General features: G+C 68.2%; 25 protein-coding genes. All 25 read left to right on the top strand.

Annotated features, from left to right (window positions below; translation table 11 throughout):
• The first annotated feature begins 28 nt into the window (after window positions 1–28).
• The 25 genes from AC07PR_RS16035 (at window position 29) to AC07PR_RS16155 (ending at window position 25,560) form a co-directional block, all read left to right on the top strand.
• The gene (locus AC07PR_RS16035; RefSeq protein WP_495135858.1) at window positions 29–1,168 is read left to right on the top strand and encodes a Wzz/FepE/Etk N-terminal domain-containing protein; all 1,140 of its coding nucleotides are present in this window, start codon (window positions 29–31) and stop codon (window positions 1,166–1,168) included.
• A gap of 102 nt (window positions 1,169–1,270) precedes the next feature.
• Entirely contained in the window at window positions 1,271–1,669 is a 399-nt protein-coding gene (locus AC07PR_RS16040; protein ID WP_495135859.1) for a MarR family EPS-associated transcriptional regulator, read from the top strand.
• A 26-nt stretch (window positions 1,670–1,695) separates the two neighbouring features.
• The gene (locus AC07PR_RS16045; RefSeq protein ID WP_495135860.1) at window positions 1,696–2,688 is read left to right on the top strand and encodes an FAD-binding oxidoreductase; all 993 of its coding nucleotides are present in this window, start codon (window positions 1,696–1,698) and stop codon (window positions 2,686–2,688) included.
• 48 nt (window positions 2,689–2,736) lie between these two features.
• Window positions 2,737–3,510, top strand: a complete 774-nt coding sequence (gene rfbF / locus AC07PR_RS16050; protein WP_495135861.1) for a glucose-1-phosphate cytidylyltransferase — start codon at window positions 2,737–2,739, stop codon at window positions 3,508–3,510.
• A gap of 10 nt (window positions 3,511–3,520) precedes the next feature.
• Window positions 3,521–4,585: a CDP-glucose 4,6-dehydratase gene (gene rfbG, locus AC07PR_RS16055; RefSeq protein WP_495135862.1), complete on the top strand. Its 1,065-nt coding sequence runs from the start codon at window positions 3,521–3,523 to the stop codon at window positions 4,583–4,585.
• Window positions 4,582–5,931: a lipopolysaccharide biosynthesis protein RfbH gene (rfbH, locus tag AC07PR_RS16060; RefSeq protein ID WP_495135863.1), complete on the top strand. Its 1,350-nt coding sequence runs from the start codon at window positions 4,582–4,584 to the stop codon at window positions 5,929–5,931. The genes rfbG and rfbH overlap by 4 nt, the downstream gene beginning before the upstream one ends.
• A 16-nt stretch (window positions 5,932–5,947) precedes the next feature.
• Window positions 5,948–7,765 carry a thiamine pyrophosphate-binding protein gene (locus AC07PR_RS16065; protein ID WP_495135864.1) on the top strand — a complete coding sequence of 606 codons (1,818 nt, stop codon included), beginning with the start codon at window positions 5,948–5,950 and terminating at the stop codon, window positions 7,763–7,765.
• Window positions 7,766–7,781: 16 nt separating this feature from the next.
• A complete protein-coding gene (locus tag AC07PR_RS16070) occupies window positions 7,782–8,714 on the top strand; it encodes an NAD-dependent epimerase/dehydratase family protein (protein ID WP_495135865.1) in 933 nt (310 codons plus the stop codon).
• A 27-nt stretch (window positions 8,715–8,741) separates the two neighbouring features.
• Complete coding sequence (locus AC07PR_RS16075) at window positions 8,742–9,623, top strand: acetaldehyde dehydrogenase (acetylating) (RefSeq protein WP_495135866.1); 882 nt, start codon at window positions 8,742–8,744, stop codon at window positions 9,621–9,623.
• Between the two features lie 5 nt (window positions 9,624–9,628).
• Entirely contained in the window at window positions 9,629–10,657 is a 1,029-nt protein-coding gene (dmpG, locus tag AC07PR_RS16080; RefSeq protein WP_495135867.1) for a 4-hydroxy-2-oxovalerate aldolase, read from the top strand.
• Window positions 10,650–11,738 carry an NAD-dependent epimerase/dehydratase family protein gene (locus AC07PR_RS16085; RefSeq protein WP_495135868.1) on the top strand — a complete coding sequence of 363 codons (1,089 nt, stop codon included), beginning with the start codon at window positions 10,650–10,652 and terminating at the stop codon, window positions 11,736–11,738. Before dmpG ends, AC07PR_RS16085 begins: the two co-directional genes overlap by 8 nt.
• Before the next feature lie 64 nt (window positions 11,739–11,802).
• A complete protein-coding gene (locus AC07PR_RS16090) occupies window positions 11,803–12,702 on the top strand; it encodes a glycosyltransferase (RefSeq protein WP_495135869.1) in 900 nt (299 codons plus the stop codon).
• Window positions 12,699–13,970 (top strand): lipopolysaccharide biosynthesis protein, encoded by a 1,272-nt coding sequence (locus tag AC07PR_RS16095; RefSeq protein WP_495135870.1) that lies wholly within the window; start codon window positions 12,699–12,701, stop codon window positions 13,968–13,970. Before AC07PR_RS16090 ends, AC07PR_RS16095 begins: the two co-directional genes overlap by 4 nt.
• Before the next feature lie 11 nt (window positions 13,971–13,981).
• A complete protein-coding gene (locus AC07PR_RS16100) occupies window positions 13,982–14,695 on the top strand; it encodes an acyltransferase (protein WP_495135871.1) in 714 nt (237 codons plus the stop codon).
• A 19-nt stretch (window positions 14,696–14,714) separates the two neighbouring features.
• A complete protein-coding gene (locus AC07PR_RS16105; protein ID WP_495135872.1) occupies window positions 14,715–15,665 on the top strand; it encodes an NAD-dependent epimerase/dehydratase family protein in 951 nt (316 codons plus the stop codon).
• A gap of 2 nt (window positions 15,666–15,667) precedes the next feature.
• Window positions 15,668–16,825 (top strand): glycosyltransferase, encoded by a 1,158-nt coding sequence (locus AC07PR_RS16110; protein WP_495135873.1) that lies wholly within the window; start codon window positions 15,668–15,670, stop codon window positions 16,823–16,825.
• 10 nt (window positions 16,826–16,835) lie between these two features.
• Window positions 16,836–18,179: an O-antigen ligase family protein gene (locus tag AC07PR_RS16115; RefSeq protein ID WP_495135874.1), complete on the top strand. Its 1,344-nt coding sequence runs from the start codon at window positions 16,836–16,838 to the stop codon at window positions 18,177–18,179.
• Between the two features lie 12 nt (window positions 18,180–18,191).
• Complete coding sequence (locus AC07PR_RS16120) at window positions 18,192–19,322, top strand: glycosyltransferase family 4 protein (protein ID WP_495135875.1); 1,131 nt, start codon at window positions 18,192–18,194, stop codon at window positions 19,320–19,322.
• A gap of 78 nt (window positions 19,323–19,400) precedes the next feature.
• A complete protein-coding gene (gmd, locus tag AC07PR_RS16125; RefSeq protein ID WP_495135876.1) occupies window positions 19,401–20,438 on the top strand; it encodes a GDP-mannose 4,6-dehydratase in 1,038 nt (345 codons plus the stop codon).
• Window position 20,439: 1 nt separating this feature from the next.
• On the top strand, window positions 20,440–21,357 hold the full coding sequence (locus AC07PR_RS16130) for a GDP-mannose 4,6-dehydratase (RefSeq protein ID WP_495135877.1): 918 nt from the start codon (window positions 20,440–20,442) through the stop codon (window positions 21,355–21,357).
• 86 nt (window positions 21,358–21,443) lie between these two features.
• On the top strand, window positions 21,444–22,598 hold the full coding sequence (locus AC07PR_RS16135; protein ID WP_495135878.1) for a glycosyltransferase: 1,155 nt from the start codon (window positions 21,444–21,446) through the stop codon (window positions 22,596–22,598).
• A 50-nt stretch (window positions 22,599–22,648) separates the two neighbouring features.
• Entirely contained in the window at window positions 22,649–23,248 is a 600-nt protein-coding gene (locus tag AC07PR_RS16140) for a D-sedoheptulose-7-phosphate isomerase (protein WP_495135879.1), read from the top strand.
• A complete protein-coding gene (locus AC07PR_RS16145) occupies window positions 23,245–23,958 on the top strand; it encodes a nucleotidyltransferase family protein (protein ID WP_495135880.1) in 714 nt (237 codons plus the stop codon). Before AC07PR_RS16140 ends, AC07PR_RS16145 begins: the two co-directional genes overlap by 4 nt.
• On the top strand, window positions 23,942–24,526 hold the full coding sequence (gmhB, locus tag AC07PR_RS16150; protein WP_495135881.1) for a D-glycero-beta-D-manno-heptose 1,7-bisphosphate 7-phosphatase: 585 nt from the start codon (window positions 23,942–23,944) through the stop codon (window positions 24,524–24,526). Before AC07PR_RS16145 ends, gmhB begins: the two co-directional genes overlap by 17 nt.
• Complete coding sequence (locus tag AC07PR_RS16155; RefSeq protein WP_495135882.1) at window positions 24,523–25,560, top strand: GHMP family kinase ATP-binding protein; 1,038 nt, start codon at window positions 24,523–24,525, stop codon at window positions 25,558–25,560. The genes gmhB and AC07PR_RS16155 overlap by 4 nt, the downstream gene beginning before the upstream one ends.
• The last annotated feature ends 11 nt before the right edge of the window (window positions 25,561–25,571 follow it).

A 25,571-nucleotide genomic window follows, 5' to 3' on the forward strand; every position in this document is an offset into this window, starting at 1 on the left:
CGCGGCGTTGCCACTGGAGCCCTACTTCATGAGTACCCTTCTTGGTGCGCCGCCGGAGCATGGTCGAGCACTCCCCCCCGAAGATGAACAAGTCAGCCTGCAGGAACTTCTCCAGGCTCTTTCCCGTCGCTGGAAAGTCATCGCTGCTTCTGCCATCCTGGCAGGAGCAGCCGGCTACGGCTTGAGCTTTCTGATCACACCAACCTTCACCGCGCGGACCCTGTTCATTCCGCCGCAGCAGCCGTCGCAAAGCGGCGCGGCCTCCGCGTTGGCGTCGCTAGGAGCCCTCGCCCAACTCGCTGGCGCCGGCGGCTCGGTGAAGACATCCGCAGATCAGTACGTCAGCCTGCTTCAGAGCAACAACGTCGCCAACCGCATCATCGACAAATTCGACCTGATGGCGCTGTATGAACAGAAATACCGCGCCAATGCCCTGAAGCGACTTCAGCAGGATGTGCGGATCACGCTGGGGAAAAAAGACGGCTTGATCACGGTCGAAGCCGATGCCCAGTCGCCTCAGCTGGCGGCTGACATGGCGAACCAGTACGTCACGGAACTCCAGCGATTGACAGGTGAGTTGGCGCTGTCGGAAGCCAAGCAACGACGCATCTTTTTCGAGGCAGAACTGCAACGCACGAAGAAGCGGTTGGCCGATGCGCAGTTGTCCCTCCAGCAGAGCGGCTTCAATCCGGGCGCGCTGAAGACGGAGCCCAAGGCGGCGGCCGAGGCGTATGCCAAGCTGAGATCCGACATCACGATCGCGGAGGTGCGACTGCAGACGCTGCGCAACACACTGGCGGACGGCTCGCCGCAGTTGCAGCAGCAGGCGACGCTCGTCGACGCCCTGCGCGGCCAGTTGCGTCGCCTGGAAAGTGCCACGAGCACGCCCAGCGACGGCGCCGATTACGTGGGACATTACCGTGAGTTCAAGTACCAAGAAGCGATGTTTGAAGTCTTTTCGAAGCAATACGAACTGGCTCGCCTCGACGAAAGCAAGGAAGGCACCCTGGTGCAAGTGGTCGATGCGGCAACGCCGCCCGAGCTGAAGAGCAAGCCCAAGCGGGCGTTCATCGCGCTCGGCGCCTTCGCCGCGATCGCGCTGCTCCTGTCCATCGGCACGATCGTCGCCCACCTCCGCCGCCAGGGGCGCCGCACGGCAGGCGTCTGAGCCCGCGTTTCTGATCCAGGCGGCGGCGCACGTCGCCGGCCTAGGGTGGCGCCACCGATCCATGCTAGAGTCGCACCCGTTCATCGCCTGAACAGGTGACGCTTGACCGACCCCACCCCCTCCGACAACGAACTGGATTACGCGCTTCTACGCCAGCTGGAATCCAAGATCCCTGGTAACCAACGGGACCTGGCCAAGCGGCTGGGCGTGAGCGTCGGCAAGATCAATTTCTGCATGCGCGCGGTCATCGATCGCGGATGGGTGAAGGTCAACAACTTCCGCAGGTCGGACAACAAGCTGGCCTACGTCTACATCCTCACGCCCAGCGGCGTGCACGCGAAGATGCGGATGGCACGCAGGTTCCTGGCGATCAAGGAAGCGGAATTCGAACAGCTGCAGCACGAGATCGACGCGCTGCGACATGAAGTCTCCGAGCAGGACGCGGCCGAGGCGCCGTCGCCCGCCGCGCAGGACGCCCAGCGTCCGGACTCGCGCGCCTGAACGCACAAGAAGACAGAGATCCAGGGATGCATACCGTCACCATCAGCAGCGGCAGGACGTACGAGGTGCGCAGCGGCGAGTCGCTGCTCGACGCGGCTCTGCGCCAGGGCGTGGTGCTCGACTACAGCTGCCGCACGGGCCGCTGCAGTTCCTGCAAGGGCCGCGTCCGCGCGGGCAGCTCGACCCCCATGCACGACGAGACGGGTCTGACGGCGCAGGACAAGGCCCGCGGCTTCATCCTCACCTGCGTGCGCGAGGCCTGCGGGCCGCTGGAACTGGAGATCGAGGACCTCGGCGACATCCGCCTGCCCGAAGCCAAGACCCTGCCCTGCCGGATCCAGGCCATCGAGCGCCTGTCCACGGACGTGGTGCGCGTCATGCTGCGCCTGCCGCCCACCGCGGCCCTGGACTTCCTGCCGGGCCAGTACTTGGACGTGATCGGCGCCGAAGGCCTGCGCCGCAGCTACTCCATCGCCAACGCGCCCCGCGCGGACAAGCAGATCGAACTGCATGTTCGCGAAGTACCGGACGGCGCCATGAGCCGCTACTGGTTCCAGGAAGCGAAGGTCAACGACCTGCTCCGCCTGCGGGGCCCCCTCGGCACCTTCTTCCTGCGCGGCCAGACCGGCAAGGACCTCGTGCTGCTGGCCACCGGCACCGGCATCGCCCCCGTCAAGGCGATCTTGGAAGGCCTGGCCGGGGCGCCAACCGACGCACAGCCGCGCAGCGTCACCGTCTACTGGGGCGGACGACATCGCGAAGACCTCTACTGGCAGCCGCCCCATGTCCCGGGCCTGCGTTTCGTGCCGGTGCTGTCCCGAGCCGACGCGCACTGGGACGGCGCGCGCGGGCATGTGCAGGACGCGATGCTGCGCGACCACTCCTACCTGGCGGACACCCTGGTCTACGCCTGCGGCTCGGACGCCATGATCCATGGCGCCCGGGCCAGGCTCCACGCCGCCGGACTTCCGGACCGGCAGTTCCATTCCGACGCCTTCGTGTGCTCGGCTACGACCTGATCGTCGACTTTCCCGATCTGGCGATCCCATCCGATAGGACCTTTCCCGATGAAAGCAGTGATTCTGGCCGGCGGCCTCGGCACACGTCTCAGCGAGGAGACCTCCACCCGGCCCAAGCCGATGGTCGAGATCGGCGGCAAGCCGATCCTGTGGCACATCCTGAAGATGTACTCGCACCACGGCGTGAACGACTTCGTGATCTGCTGCGGCTACAAGGGCTACGTGATCAAGGAGTACTTCGCCAACTACTTTCTGCACATGTCCGACGTCACCTTCGACATGCGCAGCAACCGGATGGAGGTCCATCACAAGCGCGCCGAACCCTGGAACGTCACGCTGGTGGACACCGGCGACGAGTCCATGACCGGCGGCCGCCTGCGCCGCGTCGCCGACTACGTGCGCAACGAAGAGGCCTTCTGCTTCACCTACGGCGACGGCGTGGGCGACGTGGACATCGGCGCGACCATTGATTTCCACAAGGCGCACGGCAAGGCCGCCACGCTGACGGCCACCTATCCGCCCGGCCGTTTCGGCGCGCTGGACATCCAGGGCAACCAGATCCGGCAGTTCATGGAGAAGCCCAAGGGCGACGGCGCCATGATCAACGGCGGTTTCTTCGTGCTGTCGCCGCGCGTGCTGGACTACCTGGACGACGACGCCACCGTGTGGGAGCAGCAGCCGCTGCAACGGCTGGCCGTGGCCGGCGAGCTGATGGCCTACGAGCATCACGGCTTCTGGCAGCCGATGGACACGCTGCGCGACAAACACCTGCTCGAGGAGCTGTGGGCCTCGGGCAAGGCGCCCTGGAAGCAGTGGGACTGAGGCAGCGCGCATGCAGCAGACCCATCCCGATTTCTGGCGCGGCAAGCGCGTCCTCCTGACCGGCCACACCGGCTTCAAGGGCAGTTGGCTGAGCCTGTGGCTGCAGTCCATGGGCGCGACGCTGCGCGGCCTGTCGCTGACGCCGCCGACCGAGCCCGCGCTGTTCGACGTCGCCCGCGTCGCCGAGGGCATGGAACACCGCATCGCCGACATCCGCGACTTCGTCGCAGTGAAGGCGCAGATGGACGAGTTCCAGCCCGAGATCGTCATCCACATGGCGGCGCAGCCGCTGGTGCGCCTGTCCTACCACCAGCCGGTCGAGACCTACGCGACCAACGTGATGGGCACGGTGCACGTGCTGGAGGCCGCGCGCCACACCGGCTCGGTCAAGGCCGTCGTCAACATCACGACGGACAAGTGCTACGAGAACCGCGAATGGGTCTGGGGCTACCGGGAAGATGAACCCATGGGCGGCCATGATCCCTACTCCAACAGCAAGGGCTGCGCGGAGCTGGTGAGTTCGGCCTACCGCAAGTCCTTCCTGACGGACGCCGGCATCGCGATGGCCACGGCCCGCGCGGGTAACGTCATCGGCGGCGGCGACTGGGCGCTGGACCGGCTGATCCCGGACATCCTGCGCGCGCTGCAGGACAAGGAGCCGGTGCTGATCCGCAACCCGCATGCGATCCGCCCGTGGCAGCACGTGCTGGAACCGCTGTCGGGCTACCTGCTGCTGGCCGAGCGCCTGTACACGCAGGGCCAGGCCGACGCCGAAGGTTGGAATTTCGGTCCGCGCGACGAGGACGCCCGTCCCGTGCAATGGATCGTCGAGCACCTGTGTGCGTCCTGGGGCGACGGCGCTTCCTGGACCCTGCAGCCGGGGAACCATCCCCACGAGGCCAGCTTCCTGAAGCTGGACATCTCCAAGGCGCGGCAGCGCCTGCGCTGGGCCCCGCGCTGGTCGCTCGAGACCACGCTGACCCGCATCACCGACTGGCATCACGCCTGGCTTGACGGCCAGGACATGCGTGCCGTCTGCCTGAATCAAATCTCTCAATACCGAGCCGACGCATGACCACTCCCATCAATTTCCAGCCGCAGCTCGACAAGCTCCGCAGCCAGATCAGCGAGCTGGTCCAGCAATACGCCGACATCGCGTACGCCCCCAAGCCCTTCGTCCCGGGCCAGACCCAGGTCCCCGTCTCCGGCAAGGTGATCGGCGCCGGCGAACTCAAGATGATGGTCGACGCCTCCCTGGATGGCTGGCTGACCACGGGCCGCTTCAACGCCATGTTCGAGCAGCGCCTGGCGCAGTTCCTGGGCGTGAAGTACCTGATCACGGTGAACTCCGGCTCGTCGGCCAACCTGGTGGCCTTCTCGGCGCTGACCAGTCCGAAACTGGGCGACCGCGCGATCAAGCAGGGCGATGAAGTCATCGGCGTGGCCGCTGGTTTCCCGACGACCGTGAACCCGATCGTGCAGTTCGGCGCGGTGCCGGTGTTCGTCGACGTCGACCTAGCCACGCACAACATCGACGCCTCGAAGATCGAAGCGGCGATCTCGCCCAAGACCAAGGCCATCATGCTGGCCCACAGCCTGGGCAACCCGTTCAACCTCGAGGTGGTCACGGCGCTGTGCAAGAAGCACAACCTGTGGCTGGTCGAGGACTGCTGCGACGCGCTGGGCGCGACCTACAACGGCCAGATGGTCGGCACCTTCGGCGACATCGGCACGCTGAGCTTCTACCCGGCGCACCACATCACGATGGGCGAAGGCGGTGCGGTCTTCACCAACAACGCCGAGCTCAAGCTGATTGCCGAGTCCTTCCGTGACTGGGGCCGCGACTGCTACTGCCCGCCCGGCAAGGACAACACCTGCGACAAGCGCTTCTGCTGGACCAAGGAACAGCTAGGCGGCGACCTGCCGGACGGCTACGACCACAAGTACACGTACAGCCACCTGGGCTACAACCTGAAGATCTCGGACATGCAGGCCGCCTGCGCGCTTGCGCAGATGGACCGGGTCGAGGAGTTCATCGCCAAGCGTCGCGCCAACTTCGCCTACTTGAAGGCCAAGCTGGCGAGCGTCGCCGAGTTCCTGCACCTGCCGGAAGCGACGCCGAACTCCGAGCCGTCGTGGTTCGGCTTCCCGCTGATCGTGAAGGACGCCGCCGGCGTGAAGCGCGCGGACCTGATCAACTTCCTGGAAGAGAACAAGATCGCCACGCGACTGCTGTTCGCCGGCAACCTGACGAAGCAGCCCTACATGGCCGGTCGCAACTACCGCGTCAGCGGCGAGCTGACCAACACCGACGTGGTGATGAACCAGACCTTCTGGCTGGGCACGTTCCCGGCGCTCGGCGAAGAGCAGCTGGACTACATCGCCGGCAAGCTGGAAGAGTTCTTCGGCGTCAACTTCTGATCGGACGGGATCACACATGAGCAACCAAGCCAAGGTCAGCGACCAGGTCGCGATCCTGTTGGAACAGATGGGCATCCGGCACGCGTTCGGCATCATCGGCGCGGGCAACGTCCACCTGTTCGAATCGATCAGCCGTCACGGCTATACCGAGATCGTCTGCGTGCATCACGAGCAGGCCGCGACGATGGCGATGCAGACCTACTACCGCACGCACGGCAAGCTGGCGGCGGCGTTGCTCACCACCGGCGGCGGCTCGACCAACGGGGTCACCGGCGTGGTGTCGGCCTGGGCGGACTCGATCCCCGGCCTCGTGATCGCCGGCAACGAGAACGGCAAGTTCTGCTTCCCGGACAACCCGCAGCGCATGTGGGGCGTGCAGGGCTACGACTCGGTGCAGATGGTCGAGAAGGTCACCAAGTACGCCAGCCGCGTCTCGGACCCGACGCAGACGCTATTCGAACTCGAGAAGGCCGCCCATATCGCGCTGGACCGCCGGCCCGGCCCGGTGTGGGTCGAGATCCCGATGAGCGTGCAGTCCACGCGCGTGGACGTCGACTCCCTCGCCCGCTTCCAGCCGGACGAGGCCCCGCGCCTGGCGCCGCAGGACGCGGCGGTCGAGCGCGTGGTGCAGGCGCTGCGCGCCGCCAAGCGCCCGGTGCTGTGGCTCGGCCACGGCATCCGCCTGGCCGGCGCCACGCAGGCGCTGGCCGGACTGGTCGATGAGCTCGACATCCCGGCCCTGGTCAGCTGGGCCGGCATCGACATGCTCGACTCGCACCACCCGCGGGTGTTCGGCCGCGCCGGCGTCTACGGCCAGCGGTCCGCCAACTTCGTGCTGCAGAACAGCGACTACATCCTTTCCATCGGCAACCGCATGGCGATCCCGCAGGTCGGCTACGACCTGTCGGAACTGGCCCGCGGCGCGCAGATCGACGTCGTCGACATCGACGAGATCGAAGGCACCAAGCTCGGCGCCCGCGTGCGCGAGTTCATCCACGCCGATGCCGGCGCCTTCATCGACGCGCTGCGCGGCGCGGCCGCCGGCGGCGTCGGCGCCAAGGCCGAGTGGCTCGCGCAATGCGACCAGTACCGCGAGGCCTTCCCCTGGATTGGACCGGAACACGCCGATCCGGAAGGCTTCATTAACTCCTACCGCTTCATGGAGCGCCTGAACGGCGTCTTCAAGAAGGACCAGAAGGTCGTCACCGACATGGGCACCGCGCTGCTGTGCGGCCATCAGGTCCTGAAGCTCGAGCCCGGCCAGCGCCTGATGACGTCCACCGGCCTGGGAGAGATGGGCTACGGCTTGCCGGCGGCGATCGGCGTGTCCTTCGCCGCCGACCGCGGCGAGGTGATGTGCCTGAACTGCGACGGCGGCATGATGATGAACCTGCAGGAGCTGCAGACCATCGCGCACCACCGGCTGCCCATCAAGCTGTTCATCTTCAACAATGACGGCTACCTGATGATCAAGCACACGCAGAACGCGCTGTTCAACAAGGCCGGCTACGTGGGCACGAGCAAGAGTTCCGGCCTGTCTTGCCCGGACTTCGCCAAGGTGGCGGCGGCGTTCGACATGCCCGCGTTCCAGATCCGCGCCTGGGACGAGTGCGACGACGTCCTGGCCCAGGTGCAGGCCGCCGACGGCCCGGTGATCTGCGAGGTGTTCATGCATCCCGAACAGCTATTCGTCCCCAAGCTCTCGGTCGCCTCGACGCCGCAGGGCACGCTGGTGTCGCCGCCGCTGGAGGACCTGTCGCCGCTGCTGCCGCTGGACCAGCTCGCCGAGGCGATGATCGTCGGCCTGCACGAGAAGTCCGCCTCGCTGCGCTGAGGCCCGGAGACCCCGCATGAGCCAGACCCTCGCACTCCTCGGCGCCAACAGTCAGATCGCCCGCGACCTGATCCGCGCCATGGGCGCCGACGGCCGGCATCGCCTGCTGCTGTACGTCCGCGACGTCCCGGCGATGCAGGCCTGGGTGCGCGAGCGCGGCCTCGAGACCCGGACCGCGGTGCACGGCTACGAGCGCTACGACGAGCTGCCTCATGACGCGGTCCTCAACTTCGTCGGCGTCGGCGATCCCCGCCGCGCCGTGGAGATGGGCAACACCATCTTCGAGGTGACGCAGCGCTTCGACGAGCTCGCGCTCGCCGGCCTGAAGCGCCAGCCCGGACGGCGCTACCTGTTCCTGTCCAGCGGCGCGGTCTACGGCGACGTCTACCAGCAGCCCGTCACGGCCGACACCCGCGCCGCCTTCGCGCTCAACGCGATCACGCCCCAGGACTGGTACGCCGTCGCCAAGCTGCACGCGGAGGTGCGCCACCGCGCGTGGACCGAGGCGCCCATCGTCGACCTGCGGGTCTACAACTACTTCAGCCGCACGCAGGATCTCGCGGCGCGCTTCTTCGTCACCGACCTGCTGCGCGCCGTCCGCGCCGGCGAGACGGTGCGGGTCTCCGCCGACTTCATGATGCGCGACTTCATGCATCCGGCCGACTTCCATCAGCTGGTCGAGCGGCTGCTCGCCGCGCCGCCGGTCAACACGGCGGTCGACTGCTACTCCGCGGCACCGGTGAACAAGCCGACGCTGCTGGAGGCCCTGCGGGAACGCTTCGGACTGCGCTACGAGACGGCGCCGCCGAGCAGCGCGGTGGCCGTCAACGCCACCGGCGCCAAACCGCATTACTACTCCTTGAACCGCAAGGCCGCGTCCTTCGGTTATGTCCCCGCGTACTCGTCGCTCGCCGGTGTGCTTGAAGAAGCCGCCGCGCTGCTGGCCTGAGCGCGCAACATCGCTACGGAAACAACAATGGCAAAGCAAAAGACCCGAGTCGCCATCCTGGGCACCGGCAACATCGGCACCGACCTGTTGATCAAGGCCATGCGCTCCGAGTCGCTGGAATGCGCGCTCTTCGTGGGCCGCAACCTGCGCTCCGACGGCATGCAGAAGGCCAGCCAGCTGGGCGCGCCCATCTCGGACCGCGGCCTGGACGCTATCGTCCAGCAGGCCGACGACATCGACATCGTCTTCGACGCCACCTCGGCCGCCGCCCACATGGACCATTGGCCGGTGCTGCAGAAGCTGGGCAAGACGGTCATCGACATGACGCCCGCGAAGATCGGCGAGCTCTGCGTGCCGGCGATCAACACCGAGCAGATCATCGAGAGCCGCGCCCAGAACATCAACATGATCACCTGCGGCGGCCAGGCCTCGGTGCCGATCGCCAACGCGATCGCGGCAGTGCAGGACGACATCGAGTACATCGAGGTGGCGTCCAGCATCGCCTCCCGCAGCGCGGGTCCGGCCACCCGCGCCAACCTGGACGAGTACATCGAGACGACCGAACAGGCCCTGATCAAGTTCAGCGGAGCCCGCCAGGCCAAGGCGATCCTGATCCTGAACCCCGCCCGTCCGCCGATCGACATGCAGACCACGATCTACGCCAAGATCGCCAACCCCGACCTGCCGGCGATCCGCGCCTCGGTCGAGGCGATGATGCAGCGCATCACGCAGTACGTGCCCGGCTACCAGCTGATCGTCCCGCCCACCATCGAAGGCGGCAAGGTCATGACCACGGTCAAGGTGCTGGGCAACGGCGACTACCTGCCCCGCTACGCGGGCAACCTGGACATCATCAACTGTGCGGCCATCGGCATCGCCGAGCGCATCGCACGCCAACGCACGGAGTGAACGTCATGAGCAAGAAGATCCTCATCAGCGACCCGACGCTGCGCGACGGCAACCATGCCGTGCGGCACCAGATCTCGCAGGAGCACTTCGCCGCGTACTGCGCCGCGGCCGACGCCGCCGGCGTGCCGATCGTGGAAGTGGGCCACGGCAACGGCCTGGGCGCCTCCTCGATGCTGGTCGGCGAATGCGCCCTGAGCGACGAGACCATCCTCAGGACGGCCCGGGAGAACCTGCCGCACTCGAAGATGGCCATCCACGCGATCCCCGGTTTCTGCACCATCCACCGCCACGTGTCGATGGCGATGGACCTGGGGGTGGACGTGTTCCGCATCGCGTCGCACTGCACCGAGGCCGACATCACGCAGCGCCACATCGAGTACGTGCGCAAGTCCGGCAAGGAGGTCTACGGCGTGCTCATGATGAGCCACATGGCCTCCCCCGAGACGCTGGCCGACGAGGCCCGCAAGATGGAGGCCTACGGCGCCGAAGGCCTGATCATCATGGACTCCGCCGGCACCTACCTGCCGGCCGACGTGACCCGCCGCATCACCACCCTGGTCGAGGCCCTGAACATCCCGGTGGGCTTCCACGCCCACAACAACCTGGGCATGGGCATCGCCAACTCGGTGGCGGCCGTGCAGGCCGGCGCGACCATCATCGACGGCAGCGCGCGCGGCTTCGGCGCCGGCGCCGGCAACGCGCAGCTGGAAGTCCTGGTCGCGGTGTTCCAGCAGATGGGCTTCGAGACCGGCATCGATCTCTACAAGATGCTCGACGCAGCCGACCTGGCCGAGAAGACCATGGTCAAGTCCATGCCCTACATCTCCTCGACCAGCATCGTCAGTGGCATGTCGGGCGTGTTCTCGGGCTTCATCAAGCACGTCAACACCATCGGCGCCGAACACGGCGTAGACCCGCGCGACATCTTCTTCGAGCTGGGCCGTCGCAACGCGGTCGCGGGTCAGGAAAGCCTGATCCTCGAAGTCACGCTGTCGCTGGCGGACAAGGCGAAAGGCGGGGCGATCCATGCTTGACCGGCTCCACCAACAGCTGCGCCGGGACTGCCTCGCCTCGGCGGATGCGATCCCGTCCCTGGCGGGCAGGCTGCGCGGCCAGCACGTCGCCGTCGTGGGCGGGCTCGGTTTCGCCGGCACCTGGCTGGCGGAGATGGTCGCGGCGCTCAACGACGAGCGCGACGCGGGCGCGCGCCTCACCCTGATCGGACGCGAGCCGCAGAAGTGGCTGCAGCAGCATCCGCATCTGCAGCGCGACGACATCGTCCTGCAGACGGCGGACGTGCGCTCCGCCTTCGAGTTCCCGCGCGACACCACGCTGGTGATCCACGCGGCCGGCACCGCCGATCCCCGCATGCAGGCCAGCGATCCGCACCGCGTCTACCAGTCGATCCTGTTCGGCCTGGACAACGCGCTGACGGCGGCCAACCGCCTCGAAGGCATCCAGCGCTTCATCAACATCAGCTCGGGGCTGGTGGCGGGCGCCGTGGATCCCGCCGCGGCGGTGAGCGAATCCGACATCGGCGTGCTCGACTTCAAGCGCCTGCACAACCTGTACGCCGAAATGCGCCGCGCCGGCGAAGCCATGGTCAGCGCCTACGCCAGCCAGTTCCGGCTGCCGGTGAGCACGGTCCGGGCCTTCACCTTCCTCGGCCCGTTCCAGCCCCAGGACGCGCCGTGGGCCGTCAACAGCTTCATCCAGGACGCCCTAGCCGGCCATGAGATCCGCGTGCACGGCGCCGGCTCGAGCCGCCGCGGCTACCTGTACGGCAGCGACGTGGCCGCCTGGCTGCTGCAGGCGCTGGTCGCCGGCGAGGACGGAGAGGTCTACAACTTCGGCGGCGACGAGCCGGTCTCCCACGAACAGGCCGCGCAATGGGTGAGCGCGCGCACGACGCCGACGCCGCGCATCCTGGTGCGCACGGGCGCCGGCGACGATCAGCGCAGCCGCGACTTCGTGCCCGACCTGTCCCGCACCCGGCGCCAGCTGGGCGTGCGCGTGACGGTGGCGCCGCAGGCGGCCGTCGAGCGCACCCTGCAATGGCAAGCCGACCGGCGGGGCGTCGCCCGCCGGTGGCGTGAGGACGGCGTCGCACCATGAACGGACCGGGCAGCGCGCGCGGCATCGGCGGGTCGAGCGCCGCGTCGGCGGCGGGGAGCGGACGATGACGGAACGTCCTTTCCTGGGGATCTCGATCCCCGCGTACAAGCGCACCGAACTGCTGGACCGGCTCCTTAGCTCGATCCGGTCGGACGCGCCCATCGTCGTGAGCGACAACGGGGGACATCTGCCGGAGTCGTTCAAGGCGCGGCACGAACGCGCCCGCTTCCTCGGCGGGCCGGAAGTGCCCGTGCTGCGGAACTGGAACAACGCCGCGCGGGCGTCGGAGGCCGAGTGGATCGTGATGCCCGGCGACGACGACCTGTACTTCCCGGACAGCTTCCCGACCATCGAGCGGACGCTGCGGGCGAATCCAACCGCCGACATCGCCTTCTTCGGCCACCACATCATCGACGAGCAGGATGCGGTGACCTCGAGCTGGCGGCCCGAGGCCGCCCTGCTGCCCGCGCCTGCCGGCTTCGACCGGATCCGGCTGGGCGCCCCCGCGCGTCCGCCGAGCATCGCGTTCCGGTCGTCGCTGTTCGAACGGCTCGGCGGCTTCAGCGAGAACTTCTCTGTCACGGCCGGGGACAACCACTTCTACCAGCGCGCGAGCCTGGTCGGCAACGTGCTGTTCTCGCCGGAGATCGTGTCGGGGTATCGCGTCTGGAGCTCGGGCTCGACGATGTCGACGATCGCCACGCCCGCGTGGATGAAGGAGATCGACCTCTGGTGCGCCAGCGTCCAGGAGTTCGCCCATCGCCAGACCAGCTACCGGTATGAGGACTCGCTGCACGACGAGATCTACGCGGCCAACCTGCGCGCGGGCATCCACGCGCTCAAGCAGCGCAACCGCTACCTGGACGCGTGGCGGCATGTGCTGGGCAACCGCTACCCGTACCGGGCCAGCCTGAAGTCCCAGGCCAAGCTGCTCGCCCACCTGATCCTGCCCCGACTCAAATGATCGCTTCCCGCGAGACGATCCTGTCGCTCTTCTACCGGATCGCCACCATCGGATTCAGCTTCGCCAGTGTCTCGTGGCTGATCCGGAGCCTCGGTCCCGAGCGCTACGGCGCCTGGGCCACCCTGGTCTCGGCGCTGGTGTGGATCCAGATGTCCGACCTGGGGATCGGCTACGTCATCAAGAACCGGGTGGCGGCGCGCGAACCCGTCCAGGTCCTGGGCAACCAACTGGCGATCGCCGTGCGGCTGTCCTTCCTTACCGGTCTGGCGCTGTGCGTCCTCTACGTGCTGGGCGGCAGCCGCCTCTCCATCGTCCAGGACCACCGGTTCGAAGCCGGCGTGCTCTACGTCACCGCCTTCCTGTCGCTGCCGACCCTGATCGGCACCAACGTGCTGCAGGGCCTCGGTCTGGCCCGGGTGTCCTTCCTCGTGTCAATGCTGCAGAGCCTGGCCTGGTTGGGCGTGGTCGTCGTCCTGGGCGAAGGCGCGTCGCTGCGATCGCTGGCCGCGGCCTTCGCCGGCCTCTGGCTGCTCAGCAACGTCTATGTGTTCAGTCGCGGCTTCCGCGCGCTGAGCCTGACTCTGGCCGACTTCCTGCCCCGGCTGAAGGCGCCCCACCTGTTCCGCGAGGCCCTGCCGCTCGTGCGCATCGGCGGCGCCTTCTTCCTGCTGCAGATGACCGGACTGGTGCTGTTCAACCTCGGCACCTATCTGGCCTACACCTGCTTCTCGGCCGACGCCGCGGCGCGGTACGACATCCTGAACAAGGTCTTCCAGATCCCGATGACCCTGTTCAACGTCCTGATCGCGATCGCCTGGTCGTCGGCGGCCACGCTGCTCAGTCAACGCGACTTCGAAGGCGCCCGCAGGATCCACACGCAACTGGTCGTCGCCAGCACGCTCGGCGGCCTGCTGATCCTGGCCGTCTCGATGGTGGCGGTGCAGCCCTTCGTGCGGGTCTACAGCCACGGCAAGCTGTCGGTCGACGCGCCGGAGGTCTTCTGGTTCGCCATGCAGATCGGCATCCAGATGCTGGCGTACGCTGGCGCCGTCTTCATGAATGCCGTGGAGCGCCTGCGCGTGCAGATCCTGTTCGCGGTCGTGTCGACGATCGTGTTCCTGCCGCTCTTCTTTCTGCTGCAGGGCCGGGGCATCGCGGCCATTCCGCTGGCGACGCTGCTGGTCGTCCTGCCCGGCGCCGCCTACTTCAACTTCTATGCGCGCCGCCACATCGTCGCGGCGCCGCGCCTGACGGTGCAACCCACATGACGCCGGCGCCCATGTCCATGACCCGCCGGCTCCGTCAGGCGCTGCGCCGGTGCCTGCCCTTCGCGGCGCGACGCTGGCTGGCCGGCGTCCGCGCCAGGCGGGGACTGCCCGCGATGGTCGGCCGGCTGCGCGCGGCCGGCTGGCGGTCGTCCGTCTCGCGCCACGCCTCGGCGCGGCTTTGGCGTCAGGTGAGCCTCGGCCCGGGATGCGTCGTCGACGCCGGCGCATGCTTCCATACCAACGACAATGGCGACGGTTGGCGCATCCGGATCGACGAGGGCAGCTTCGTCGGCCGCAACAGCTTCTTCTCGGCGGGGGAATCGATCCACATCGGTCCCTGGTGCAACATCGGCGCCTCCTGCAACCTGCTGGCCGCGGGCCATGTCTACGACGATCCGTCCACGCCTTACAGCATCGCCGCGGTGGTGTCCTACGGCAGGATGACGCTCGGCGCGAACACCTGGATCGGCGTCGGCAGCACCCTGCTGGGCGACGTGACCGTCGGCTTCGGCAGCATCGTGGCGGCCGGGTCGCTCCTGCGCGGATCGCTGCCGCCGCTGTGCCTGGCCGCGGGCACGCCCGCCGTCATCGTGAAGCTGTATGACTGGCCCGGTCGCCGCTGGATCCGTCTACCAGCGCAGGCGGCCGAGCGCGAGGCCGTGCTGACGCGTCATCTGGCCACGCTCCCGACCGCGGCCGACTACCTGCGTCTCCTGAAGCATTGAGAACCTGATCGAGATCCCCATGAGCAACGATTCTTCTCCCGCCGGCGGCCCTGTCGCGCTGGTCCTGGGCGCCGCCGGATTCATCGGCCGTCATGTGTGCCGTCACCTGGCGGGCCAAGGTGCCGTCGTGTCGGGACTCGGTCACGGCGACTGGTCGGAGCAGGATCGCCGGCAGCACGGCGTGCGCCATTGGCTGGAGGCGGACATCGACGCCGACGGCCTGCGCGCGATTGCGGCGCACGGCGCGCCGGACGTGATCGTGCACTGCGCCGGCAGCGGTGCGGTGTCCCATTCGTTCAGCGCCCCCGCGAGCGATTTCGCCCGCTCGGTGGACTCTACGCTGGCCATGCTCGAATTCGCCCGCCAACTGCCCCGCCCGCCGCGCATCGTGCTGGCCTCCAGCGCCGCGCTCTACGGCGACCAGGGCGACCGCGACCTGTCGGAGGACGCCCCCGCGCTGCCGATGTCGCCGTACGGTTACCACAAGCAGATGGCGGAGATGCTGTGCGAGTCCTACAGCCGGTTCTTCGGCCTGCAGGCCCGCGCGGTGCGCCTGTTCTCGGTCTACGGCGAAGGCCTGCGCAAGCAGTTGCTGTGGGACGCGATGAACAAGTTCGCGCGCGGCACCCCGTCGTTCTTCGGCACCGGCAGCGAACTGCGCGACTGGATCCATGTCGACGACGCGGCCCGGCTGCTGGTGCTGGCCGCCACGCGGGGCGACGCGCCCTACGCGGTTTACAACGGCGGGCATGTCCGCGCCAACACGCGGGAGGTGCTCACCCGCCTGGCCGCCGCCGCGGGCGGCACGATGGCGCCGGTGTTCTCGGGCGAGGCCCACCCCGGCAACCCGGCGCGACTGACCGCCAGCCACGACGGCGCGGCGGCCGAACTCGGCTTCCAGGGCCGGGTCGGCCTCGACGAAGGACTGGCGCGCTACGCCGCCTGGTTCCGGACGCAGGGAGCGGCCTGAACATGCGAATCGCCATCGCGTACCACTTCCATGACAAGGACTGGCTGGGAGGCCGGAACTACTTCGCGAGCCTGTTCAGTGCCGTGAGGAAGGTCGCTCCGCCGTCCCTGCAGTTCGTGCTGGTACTGGGCGAGCGGACGGTCTCGACGCTACCCGAGGAATTTCCTTGGCTGGAAGTCCTGCGCACGCCGCTGATGGACAAGATGCATCCGGCCTGGCTGGCGCGCCAAGTCACCCTGCGGGGCTTCGAGAACGACTATCTGCTCGCGGGCTACCTGTCGCGCCACGAGATCGACCTACTGTCGCACTCCGCCTACCTCGGCAAGCGCTGCGGCATCCGCACCCTGCCCTGGCTGTACGACTTCCAGTTCATGCATCTGCCCGAGTACTGGACGCCCAAGCAGGTCGCCTGGTCCGCCAAGCGCTACAACAACGCGTGCCGGCACGGGCACGGCCTCATTGTCAGCAGCCGCGACGCCGAACACGACCTGCACACCTTCGCGCCCTGGTGCGAGAAGCCGGTGTACGTGCAGCAGTTCGTCTCCAATCCCGTCGACCTCGCGCGTCTGCCGGACGCCGCCCCTCTGCTGGCCAGGCACCGTCTGCCGCAGACCTACTTCCATCTGCCCAACCAGTTCTGGTCCAACAAGAACCATCGGCTGGTCGTCGATGCGCTGGCGATGCTCAAGGCACGGGGCGTGGACGCCACGGTCGCCTGCACCGGCAAGCCGTTCGACGCGCGCATGCCACAGCACTTCGACCAGTTGATGGCGCACGCCCGCGAGCGCGGCGTGGCGGACCGTTTCCGGGTCCTGGGAGTGGTCCCGCATGCGGACCTGCAAGGTCTGATGGCGCACGCGACCGCGGTAATCAACCCGTCCCGTTTCGAAGGCTGGAGCACGTCGGTCGAAGAAGCCAAGACCTTACAGAAGCGCCTGCTGCTGTCTGACCTGGCCGTGCATCGCGAGCAGGCGCCCGAGAACGGCCGCTTCTTCGACGTCGACGATGCGGCGGGCCTGGCCGGGCACATGGCCCGGGTGCTCGACGAACCGCCGGCGCCGCTGGACGCGGCGGCCATCGACGCCGACTACGAACGCCGGCTGCGCGCCTATGGCGAGAGCTATCTCGCCGTCGTCGACGACGTCATGCAACGCCGCTGAAGACAGGCCGATGATGCCCCCCTCGCTCCATCCCGATCCCTCGCACCGCACGAGCGCACGCAGCGCCGCGCAGGTCACGGCGATGGCCTGCTTCATCGTCGCGCTGCCGCACTTCGCGATCCCCGCCGGCGCGGTCTACCGGCCGCCGGCGGCCAGCCTGTTCCTGCTGCTGTGGGCCCTGCTGGCCATGCTGCAGCCGCGCAGCATCCGCCTGCGGCTCACGGACCCCGGCGCGCTGCGCGGCCTGTGGATCACCTTCTTCGTCTACTGCCTCGCCTCGACCGCCTACGGCTACTGGAACCTCGACGTCCGCGGGCGGCTGGCGCTGCGCCTGACCACCGGCGACATCGACTACCTGCGCGTCTGCGTCGAGCGCCTGCTGCAGATCGCGCTCGTCGTGGTGGCCTTCGAGGTCGTCCGCAACAGCCGTCACGATCCGCGCCGGATGATGCGATGGTGGCTCCTCGGCACGACCGGGGCCGTCGTGCTGCACGCCCTCACCTACCTGATCACCGACGACTTCCTGCTGCAGCGCGCCGGCACTTTCAACGAAGGCAACCTAGCCGGCCTGTACTACCTGCTGTCCGTGTTCGTGGCGCTGGAGTACCGCCGCGGCGCAAAGGCGGATCGGGCAGCAGGTGGGGCCGGTCGTGAGGGTCGTGCCGGGACCTGGTTCCTGGCCGTCGCGCTGACCGGCGTGCTGCTGTCGCGCAGCGCGGCGGGCATCGTGCTGATCGGGCTGCTCGTGTCGGCCAAGTTCGCCTTCCTGCCCGGGCGTCCCCGCGTTCGGCTGCTGCGCATGCTGACCGTGTTCCTCGTCGTGCCGACGATCGCCGTGGGGATGGTCGGCGCGGGCCTGGACTTCGGCATCGGCGAGAAGCTCTTCGAGGAAGAGGTCACCGCCAACTCCTTCTCCCGGATCGACCGCCTCGAGTCGATCAGCGCCGCGCTGCGGATGTTCGCCGACGCCCCGCTCCTGGGTCACGGCCTGCAGACCTACGGCTTCCTCAGCAACGACCTGCTGGAAGGCCCGCTGCTGCTGACCTACGACGAGAGCTACCGGCGCATTCCCAACAACATCTACGCCGAGCTCGGCGCCGAGCTCGGCCTGGTCGGCCTGTTGCTGTTCCTCGGGATCCTGGTCTCGATGGTCCGGCTCGTGCTGCGCCGGCGCCGCCCCGGCCGCGACAACTGGCTGCTCGGCCTGGCGGGCGTGCTCCTCTACTGGAACGCCTTCCCCACCTACAGCGTCGTGTTCATCTGGGTCTACTTCGGTCTGATGCTCCGGCATCAGCTCGATCCCGCCCCGACGCGACCCGGTGCCGCCGCGGCGGCCTCCAGCACCGTCAGATAGTCAGACAGTCCGATGCGAACCATCTTCATCAACGGCAAGTTCACCGCCCAGCGCATGACCGGCGTGCAGCGCCTGGCCGCCGGCCTGATCCAGGCGCTGGACCGGCTGCTGCACGAGTCGGGCACCGCCGCGCGCTGGGTGCTGCTGTGCCCGCCCGGCGCCACCCCGCCGCCCCTGCGGACCATCGAGGTCTGCCATGCCGGCCCGCGCCGCGGCGGGCTGCACGCCTGGGAGCAGCTGTTCCTGCCGCTGCACACCGCCGGCCACCCGCTGCTCAACCTCGCCGGCCCCGCGCCGCTGCTCAAGCGCCGGCAGGTCTGCATGATCCCGGACGCCGCCATTTTCGATTTTCCCGACGCCTACACGCCGACCTACGGCGCCTGGTACCGGCTGCTGTTCCGCACGCTCTCGCGCACGGCCGCGGGCCTGCTGACGATCTCCCAGTTCTCCCGGGGCCGCCTGATCGACGCCCTGGGGCCCGGCGCGCAGCGGCTGAAGATCGTCGACTGCGCGGCCACGCACATGGCGGCCATCGTGCCCGACGACGCCGTCCTGGGTCGGCTGGGACTGGACGGCGTCCCGTTCCTGCTCGCCGTCGGCAGCCTCAATCCCACGAAGAACCTGCCCGCGCTCATCCGGGCCTTCGCCGCCACCCCCGGGCCGGCCGTCCGGCTCGTCCTGGTGGGCGGCACCAACAGCGCCGTCTTCGCCGGGCCGACGGACGACGCGCCCGTCGATCCGCGCGTGATCAGCACCGGCGCGATCAGCGACGCCGAACTCGCGTCGCTGTATCGTCACGCCGCCGCCTTCGCCTTCCCGTCGCTGTACGAGGGCTTCGGCATCCCGCCGCTGGAGGCGATGTCGCTGGGCTGTCCCGTGGTGGCGGCGCGGGCCGCCTCCATTCCCGAGATCTGCGCGGAGGCAGCGCGCTACTTCGACCCCGCGTCGGTGCCCGACATCACGGCAGCGCTGGTCGAGATCCTCGGCGACCCCGCGCTGCGGGAACGGTTGCGCGAACTCGGTAGGGTCCGCGCCAGCCACTTCACCTGGGAACGCGCCGCACGGCAACTGCTCGACCATTTGCTGACCGACGGCGTCATCCCGCGCGACACCGTCCCCCTGTCCTTCCCTGCGCGTCCATAACCGTCGGGGCGCCACTTCTTTTCTGACATCCGTCCCACCGACCAACCGGGACCCTCTCACTTCCGAAAGCCATCCACCATGTCCAAGACCGCCCTCGTTACCGGCATCACCGGCCAAGACGGTGCCTACCTCGCCGAGCTCCTCCTGTCCAAGGGCTACACCGTCTACGGCACCTACCGCCGCACCAGCTCAGTCAACTTCTGGCGCATGGAGGAACTGGGCATCGTCGGCCACGAGCGGCTGCACCTGGTCGAGTTCGACCTGACGGACCCCGGCATCTGCATGTCGCTGATCAAGCGCGTGCGCCCCCAGGAGATCTACAACCTCGCGGCGCAGAGCTTCGTGGGCGTCTCGTTCGAGCAGCCCACCACGACCGCGCAGATCACGGGCATCGGCGCCCTGCACCTGCTCGAGGCGATCCGCCTGCTGGATCCGTCGATCCGCTTCTACCAAGCCTCGACGTCGGAGATGTTCGGCCAGGTCCAGGCGATCCCCCAGAAGGAAGACACGCCGTTCTATCCGCGCAGCCCCTACGGCGTGGCCAAGCTGTACGCCCACTGGATGACGGTGAACTACCGCGAGGCCCACGGCATCTTCGCCACCAGCGGCATCCTGTTCAATCACGAATCGCCGCTGCGCGGCCGCGAGTTCGTCACCCGCAAGATCACCGACGCCTTTGCGCGGATCCGCGCCGGTCAACTGAGCGTCCTGGAACTGGGCAACATGGATGCGAAGCGCGACTGGGGCTTCGCCCGCGAGTACGTCGAGGGCATGTATCTGATGCTCCAGGCCGAGCGGCCCGACACCTTCGTCCTGGCCACCAACCGGACCGTCACCGTGCGCGATTTCGTCGCCATGAGCGCCAAGGGAGCGGGCTTCGAGCTGCGCTTCGAGGGCGGTGGCGAGAACGAGGTCGGCATCGACGTCGCGAGCGGCCGCACTCTGGTCCGCGTCAATCCGGCGTTCTATCGCCCCGCCGAGGTCGAGTTGCTGATCGGCGACGCGGGCAAGGCGGAGCGCGAACTCGGCTGGCGTCCGAAGACCACGCTGGAGGAGCTCTGCGCCATGATGGTCAAGGAGGACATCCGCCGCGTCGAACGCGGGGTGTCGTTCTGACATGAGTTCTCGTGCTGCGCGCGTGCTCGTCACGGGACTGGGCGGCTTCACCGGGCACTACCTCGACGACGCGCTGAAGCGCGCCGGTTACGAGGTCCACGGCCTGGTACGCCCCGGCGACCCGACAGGTCCGGCGCGCCACGCCGTCGACCTGTCCGACACCGCCGGGCTGCAGGGCCTCGTGGACGCGTTGGCGCCGACCCACGTCATCCATCTGGCGGCGGTGTCCTTCGTCGCCCATGACGACGTCGACGAGATCTACCGCACCAACCTGCTGGGCACCCGCAACCTGCTGAGCGCGCTGGCGCGGCGGCGGGCGGACACGCCGGCGTTGGAGAGCGTGATCCTCGCCAGCAGCGCGAACATCTACGGCAACACCGAGGTCTCGCCGATCGACGAGGACGTCCCGCCGCACCCGGCCAACGACTACGCCGTGAGCAAGGCTGCGATGGAGCAAATGGCGGCCCTTTGGACCGCGCAGTTGCCGATCACCATCGTGCGCCCGTTCAACTACACCGGCGTGGGCCAGTCGCGGCAGTTCCTGATCCCGAAGATCGTGGACGCCTACCGGCGCCGCCTGGACGCGCTCGAACTCGGCAACCTGGACGTGTACCGCGACTTCTCCGACGTCCGCGACGTCGCCCAGGCCTATGTGGGTCTACTCCAGGCCGCGCCCCGCGCGACGCTGAACCTCTGCTCCGGCAGCGTCCATACCTTGCGCGACATCCTCGGCAAGGTCGGCGCGCTGTCGGGTCACCGCCTCGAGATCCGTGTGAACCCGCAGTTCGTCCGGGCCAACGAGGTCAAGGTCCTCCAGGGCAGCGTCGCCCGGCTGCGGGCCGTGCTGCCCGCGTGGCAGCCGAGACCGCTCGACGAGACCCTGGCCTGGATGCTTGCCGCCGAGGACTTCCCCCGCTGACCCGCCCGCGCGCGGCGCCCGCACTGCCCGTACCCCTCCGCCCCTCCGCCCCAACGCGGTCGTTGCGATCCATCCGACACTCCGACATGACTCGATCCTCCGGGCGCTGCCTGCAACTGACGAAGTTCTATCCCCCCATCAACGGCGGCATCGAGACCACCGTGCGCGACATCGCCGAAGGCTTGACCGCGCGCGACTGGTCGGTGGAAATCCTGTGCGCCCACACCGAGCGCAGGACCGTCGAGGAACCCGGTCCCATTCCCGTAACGCGGGTGTCGTCCTGGGGCGAAGTCGCGAAGACCTCGATGACGCCGGCGCTGATCCCGCATCTGCTACGTCGGCAGAGCAACAACGACGTCATCCACGTGCACATGCCCAATCCGATGGCCAACCTGGCGCTGCTGCTGACGCGGCCGCGCGCCAAGGTCGTGCTGCACTGGCACAGCGACATCGTCAAGCAGCAGCGGCTGCTCAAGCTGTACGCGCCGCTGCAGGCTTGGCTGCTGCGGCGCGCGGACGCGATCTTCGCCACCTCACCGCCGTACGCCGAGAGCTCGCCGTGGCTGCGCCCCTACATGGACAAGGTGCACTTCGCGCCCAGCTGCATCCGCGACCCCGACGACCACATCGATACGGCGGCCCGCGATCGGATCAGGGCCGCTGTCCGGGAAGCGCACCCGGGCAAGCGCATCGTGTTCGCGCTGGGCCGCATGACCTCCTACAAGGGTTTCAACGTCCTGGTCGACGCCGCCCGCCACCTCGACGACGACACCGTCGTGCTGCTGGGCGGCAAGGGGGAATTGCTGGACAGCCTGAAGGCCCAGGCCCAGCGACTGGGCGTCGCGCACAAGGTGCGGTTCCTGGGCCGCGTTTCCGACGAGGACCTGCCCGGGTACTACGAGGCGGCGGACGTGTTCTGCCTGCCCTCGCTGATGCGTTCCGAGGCGTTCGGCCTGGTGATGGTGGAGGCTATGTCCCATCGCAAGCCGGTCGTGGCCACCCGCATCCCGGGCTCAGGCGTGACCTGGGTCAACCTGCACGGCGAGACCGGCCTCAACGCCGAACCCGCGGACGCCGAAGACCTGGCCGCAGCGTTGCGTCAGGTGTTGGACAATCCCGCGATGGCCCGAGCCATGGGCGAAGCGGGCCGCCGCCGATTCGAGCAGAATTTCACCATCGACAAAATGATCGACGCCATCACCGGCGCCTTCCGCCAGATCGGTGTGGGCCCGCAGCGCTGAACACGCGCGTACTCCGCCCCCACCGCCCCTCACTCCGATAGGACCTCCAATTGGACACTCTCACCCGCATCCGCCAGTCCATCGCCGATTCCATCCAGGTCAAGCAGGCGCTGCTCGCCGATGAAGCCCTGCTCGGACGCATTGCCGACGTCTCCCTGCACATGGTCGAGGCCTTGGGCAAGGGCAACCGCGTGATCTTCGCCGGCAACGGCGGCAGCGCGGCCGATGCGCAGCATCTGGCCGCCGAATTCGTCAGCCGCTTCGAGTTCGACCGCCCGGGACTGCCGGCGATGTCGCTGTCGACCGACACCTCGATGATTACCGCCATCGGCAACGATTACGGCTACGAACGCCTGTTCCTGCGCCAGTTGCAGGCGCAGGCCCGGCCCGGCGACGTGTTCGTCGGCCTGACCACCTCGGGCCGCTCGCCCAACGTGCTGGCCGCGTTCGAGGCCTGCGCCGGACTCGGCGTCACCTCCGTTGCGCTCTGCGGCCTGGGCGGTGAACTCGAGGGCAAGGTTGACCACCTGATGCGCGTGCCGAGCCGCCACACGCCCCGCATCCAGGAGTGCCACATCCTGGTCGGCCACATGATCTGCGCCGAGGTCGAGCTGCAGGTCTTCGGACACCTGGCCCCCGTCAAATCGTGAGCGTCGCCTGCGTCGTCCTGGCCGGGGGACTCGGCACGCGGCTGCGCAGCGCCGTGCCGGACCTGCCCAAGTGCTTGGCGCCGGTCGCCGGCCGGCCGTTTTTGGAATGGCAGCTGCGCTCGCTCGCGAGCCGCGGCATCGACCGCTTCGTGCTGGCGCTGGGACACGGCGCCCCTCAGGTGCTGAGCGCCTTGGACGAGCCTTGGGCCCGGTCCCTGCGGCTGGACCACGTGATCGAGCGCGAAGCCCTGGGGACCGGCGGCGCGGCGCGCTTCGCCATGGATGAATCTGGCCTGGACGAGGCGTTGATCGTCAATGGCGACACCTTCCTCGGCGGCGATCTCGCCGACATGCAGGCCCCGTTGGACCTCGCCCAAGGCGAGTACATGCGCATCGCCACCGTGCGCGTCGACGATCGCGCCCGCTTCGGCGGCGTGGCGGTCGACGACGCCCGGCGTGTGACGGCCTTCCTCGAGAAGGGCCAAACGGGTGCCGGCGCCATCAACGCCGGTCTCTACCGCCTCCACCGCCACGCGTTCGACGATGCGCCGGCCGGCGCGTTCTCAATGGAAACCCACACGATGCCGCGCCTGGTCGCGCGGGGCGGACTACAGGCGCGCGAGATCGATGGCCCGTTCATCGACATCGGCGTGCCTGAGGACTATCGCGCCTTCTCCCGAGAGATCAACCGCTATGCCGGCACTGCGTAAGGCCGCCTTCATCGACCGCGACGGCGTCATCAACGAGGAGCGCCACTACGTTCATCGCATCGAGGACTTCGTGCTGCTGCCCCGCGTCGCCGAGGGTCTCGCGCTGTTGCGCGACACCGGCCATCTGCTCGTCGTGGTGACGAACCAAGCGGGCATCGCGCGCGGTTATTACGACGAGCCGGCGATGCAGGCTCTGCACGCGCACCTGCGCGCCGTGCTGGCCGACCAGGGCGTGCATCTGGACGCGATCTATCACTGCCCGCATCACCCGCAAGGCTCGGTCGCCGCCTACGCGCACGACTGCGATTGCCGCAAGCCGGCGCCGGGCATGCTCCTGCGCGCGGCGGCCGACCTGGACATCGACCTGGCGCGGAGCCTGCTCATCGGCGACAAGATCAGCGACATCGAAGCCGCCCACCGCGCTGGCGTGCGCCGGACCGCCCTGGTGGAGACCGGTCATGCCATCCCCGATCACCAGCGCTCGACCGCGCTGTTCACCGCCACCGATCTGCTGGCCGCCGCGCGCGCGCTGACGGACGGGGCCCCACGCTCCCCAGACACGCCATGAACCAGATCTTTCGTTCCCGTGCACCGTTGCGCCTCGGCCTGGCGGGCGGCGGCACGGACGTCAGCCCCTTCAGCGAAGAACACGGCGGCTACGTGCTCAACGCCACGATCGACCTGTACGCCCAGGTCATCCTGGAACCGCGAGACGACCAGCGGATCGTGCTGGCGGCGGAAGACCGCGAGGAAACCGTCGAGTTGGACGCTGCGCCGGAACTGCCCGACGTGGAGCCGCTGCGACTGCACCGCGGCATCTACAACCGCATCGTGCGGCAGTTCAACGGCGGTCGTCCGTTGTCCTTCAAGCTCACGACCTTCGCCGACGCGCCGGCGGGCTCCGGACTCGGCACCTCGTCGACGATGGTGGTCTGCATCATCCAGGCCTTCTCCGAATGGCTCGGCCTGGGCCTGGGCGAGTATGAGATCGCCCACCTGGCCTTCGAGATCGAGCGGGAGGAACTGCGGCTGGCGGGCGGCAAGCAGGACCAGTACGCCGCCGCCTTCGGCGGCTTCAACTTCATCGAGTTCGGCGCCCAGGACCGAGTCCTCGTCAATCCGCTGCGGATCAAGGAATGGGTCCGCAATGAACTTGAGGCCTCGACGGTGCTCTATTACACGGGGCAGTCCCGCGAGTCCGCGAAGATCATCGAACAGCAGATCGAAAGCTCGCGCGTGAAGCAGTCGCCGTCGCTGGCCGCCATGTTCGCGCTGAAACAGGACGCTGTGGCCATGAAGGAAGCGATCCTGCGCGGCGATCTGGCGCGCTACGCCGCGATCTTGCGGCAGTCCTGGGAGGCGAAGAAGCAACTCGCCGCCAGCGTCAGCAATCCGCAACTCGACGCCATCTACGACGACGTCATGGACGCCGGCGCCCTGGCCGGGAAGATCTCCGGCGCAGGTGGTGGCGGTTTCTTCATGTTCTTCGTGCCGCCACATCAGCGCATGGCCGTGCTGCGCCGGCTCCGCCACCATGACGGCGACGTGATGAACTTCCATTTCACCTCGGTGGGCGCGCAGAGCTGGACGCTCTCACGCTGAACCTTCGGACG

The organism is Roseateles sp. GW821-FHT09H11 (assembly GCF_059415845.1).

Bases quoted from the DNA above. Each gene is read 5' to 3' on its own strand.
- AC07PR_RS16035 (WP_495135858.1), top strand. From the start codon at position 29: ATGAGTACCCTTCTTGGTGCGCCGCCGGAGCATGGTCGAGCACTCCCC.
- AC07PR_RS16045 (WP_495135860.1), top strand. From the start codon at position 1,696: ATGCATACCGTCACCATCAGCAGCGGCAGGACGTACGAGGTGCGCAGC.
- rfbF (WP_495135861.1), top strand. From the start codon at position 2,737: ATGAAAGCAGTGATTCTGGCCGGCGGCCTCGGCACACGTCTCAGCGAG.
- rfbG (WP_495135862.1), top strand. From the start codon at position 3,521: ATGCAGCAGACCCATCCCGATTTCTGGCGCGGCAAGCGCGTCCTCCTG.
- rfbH (WP_495135863.1), top strand. From the start codon at position 4,582: ATGACCACTCCCATCAATTTCCAGCCGCAGCTCGACAAGCTCCGCAGC.
- AC07PR_RS16065 (WP_495135864.1), top strand. From the start codon at position 5,948: ATGAGCAACCAAGCCAAGGTCAGCGACCAGGTCGCGATCCTGTTGGAA.
- AC07PR_RS16070 (WP_495135865.1), top strand. From the start codon at position 7,782: ATGAGCCAGACCCTCGCACTCCTCGGCGCCAACAGTCAGATCGCCCGC.
- AC07PR_RS16075 (WP_495135866.1), top strand. From the start codon at position 8,742: ATGGCAAAGCAAAAGACCCGAGTCGCCATCCTGGGCACCGGCAACATC.
- dmpG (WP_495135867.1), top strand. From the start codon at position 9,629: ATGAGCAAGAAGATCCTCATCAGCGACCCGACGCTGCGCGACGGCAAC.
- AC07PR_RS16085 (WP_495135868.1), top strand. From the start codon at position 10,650: ATGCTTGACCGGCTCCACCAACAGCTGCGCCGGGACTGCCTCGCCTCG.
- AC07PR_RS16090 (WP_495135869.1), top strand. From the start codon at position 11,803: ATGACGGAACGTCCTTTCCTGGGGATCTCGATCCCCGCGTACAAGCGC.
- AC07PR_RS16095 (WP_495135870.1), top strand. From the start codon at position 12,699: ATGATCGCTTCCCGCGAGACGATCCTGTCGCTCTTCTACCGGATCGCC.
- AC07PR_RS16100 (WP_495135871.1), top strand. From the start codon at position 13,982: ATGTCCATGACCCGCCGGCTCCGTCAGGCGCTGCGCCGGTGCCTGCCC.
- AC07PR_RS16105 (WP_495135872.1), top strand. From the start codon at position 14,715: ATGAGCAACGATTCTTCTCCCGCCGGCGGCCCTGTCGCGCTGGTCCTG.
- AC07PR_RS16110 (WP_495135873.1), top strand. From the start codon at position 15,668: ATGCGAATCGCCATCGCGTACCACTTCCATGACAAGGACTGGCTGGGA.
- AC07PR_RS16115 (WP_495135874.1), top strand. From the start codon at position 16,836: ATGATGCCCCCCTCGCTCCATCCCGATCCCTCGCACCGCACGAGCGCA.
- AC07PR_RS16120 (WP_495135875.1), top strand. From the start codon at position 18,192: ATGCGAACCATCTTCATCAACGGCAAGTTCACCGCCCAGCGCATGACC.
- gmd (WP_495135876.1), top strand. From the start codon at position 19,401: ATGTCCAAGACCGCCCTCGTTACCGGCATCACCGGCCAAGACGGTGCC.
- AC07PR_RS16130 (WP_495135877.1), top strand. From the start codon at position 20,440: ATGAGTTCTCGTGCTGCGCGCGTGCTCGTCACGGGACTGGGCGGCTTC.
- AC07PR_RS16135 (WP_495135878.1), top strand. From the start codon at position 21,444: ATGACTCGATCCTCCGGGCGCTGCCTGCAACTGACGAAGTTCTATCCC.
- gmhB (WP_495135881.1), top strand. From the start codon at position 23,942: ATGCCGGCACTGCGTAAGGCCGCCTTCATCGACCGCGACGGCGTCATC.
- AC07PR_RS16155 (WP_495135882.1), top strand. From the start codon at position 24,523: ATGAACCAGATCTTTCGTTCCCGTGCACCGTTGCGCCTCGGCCTGGCG.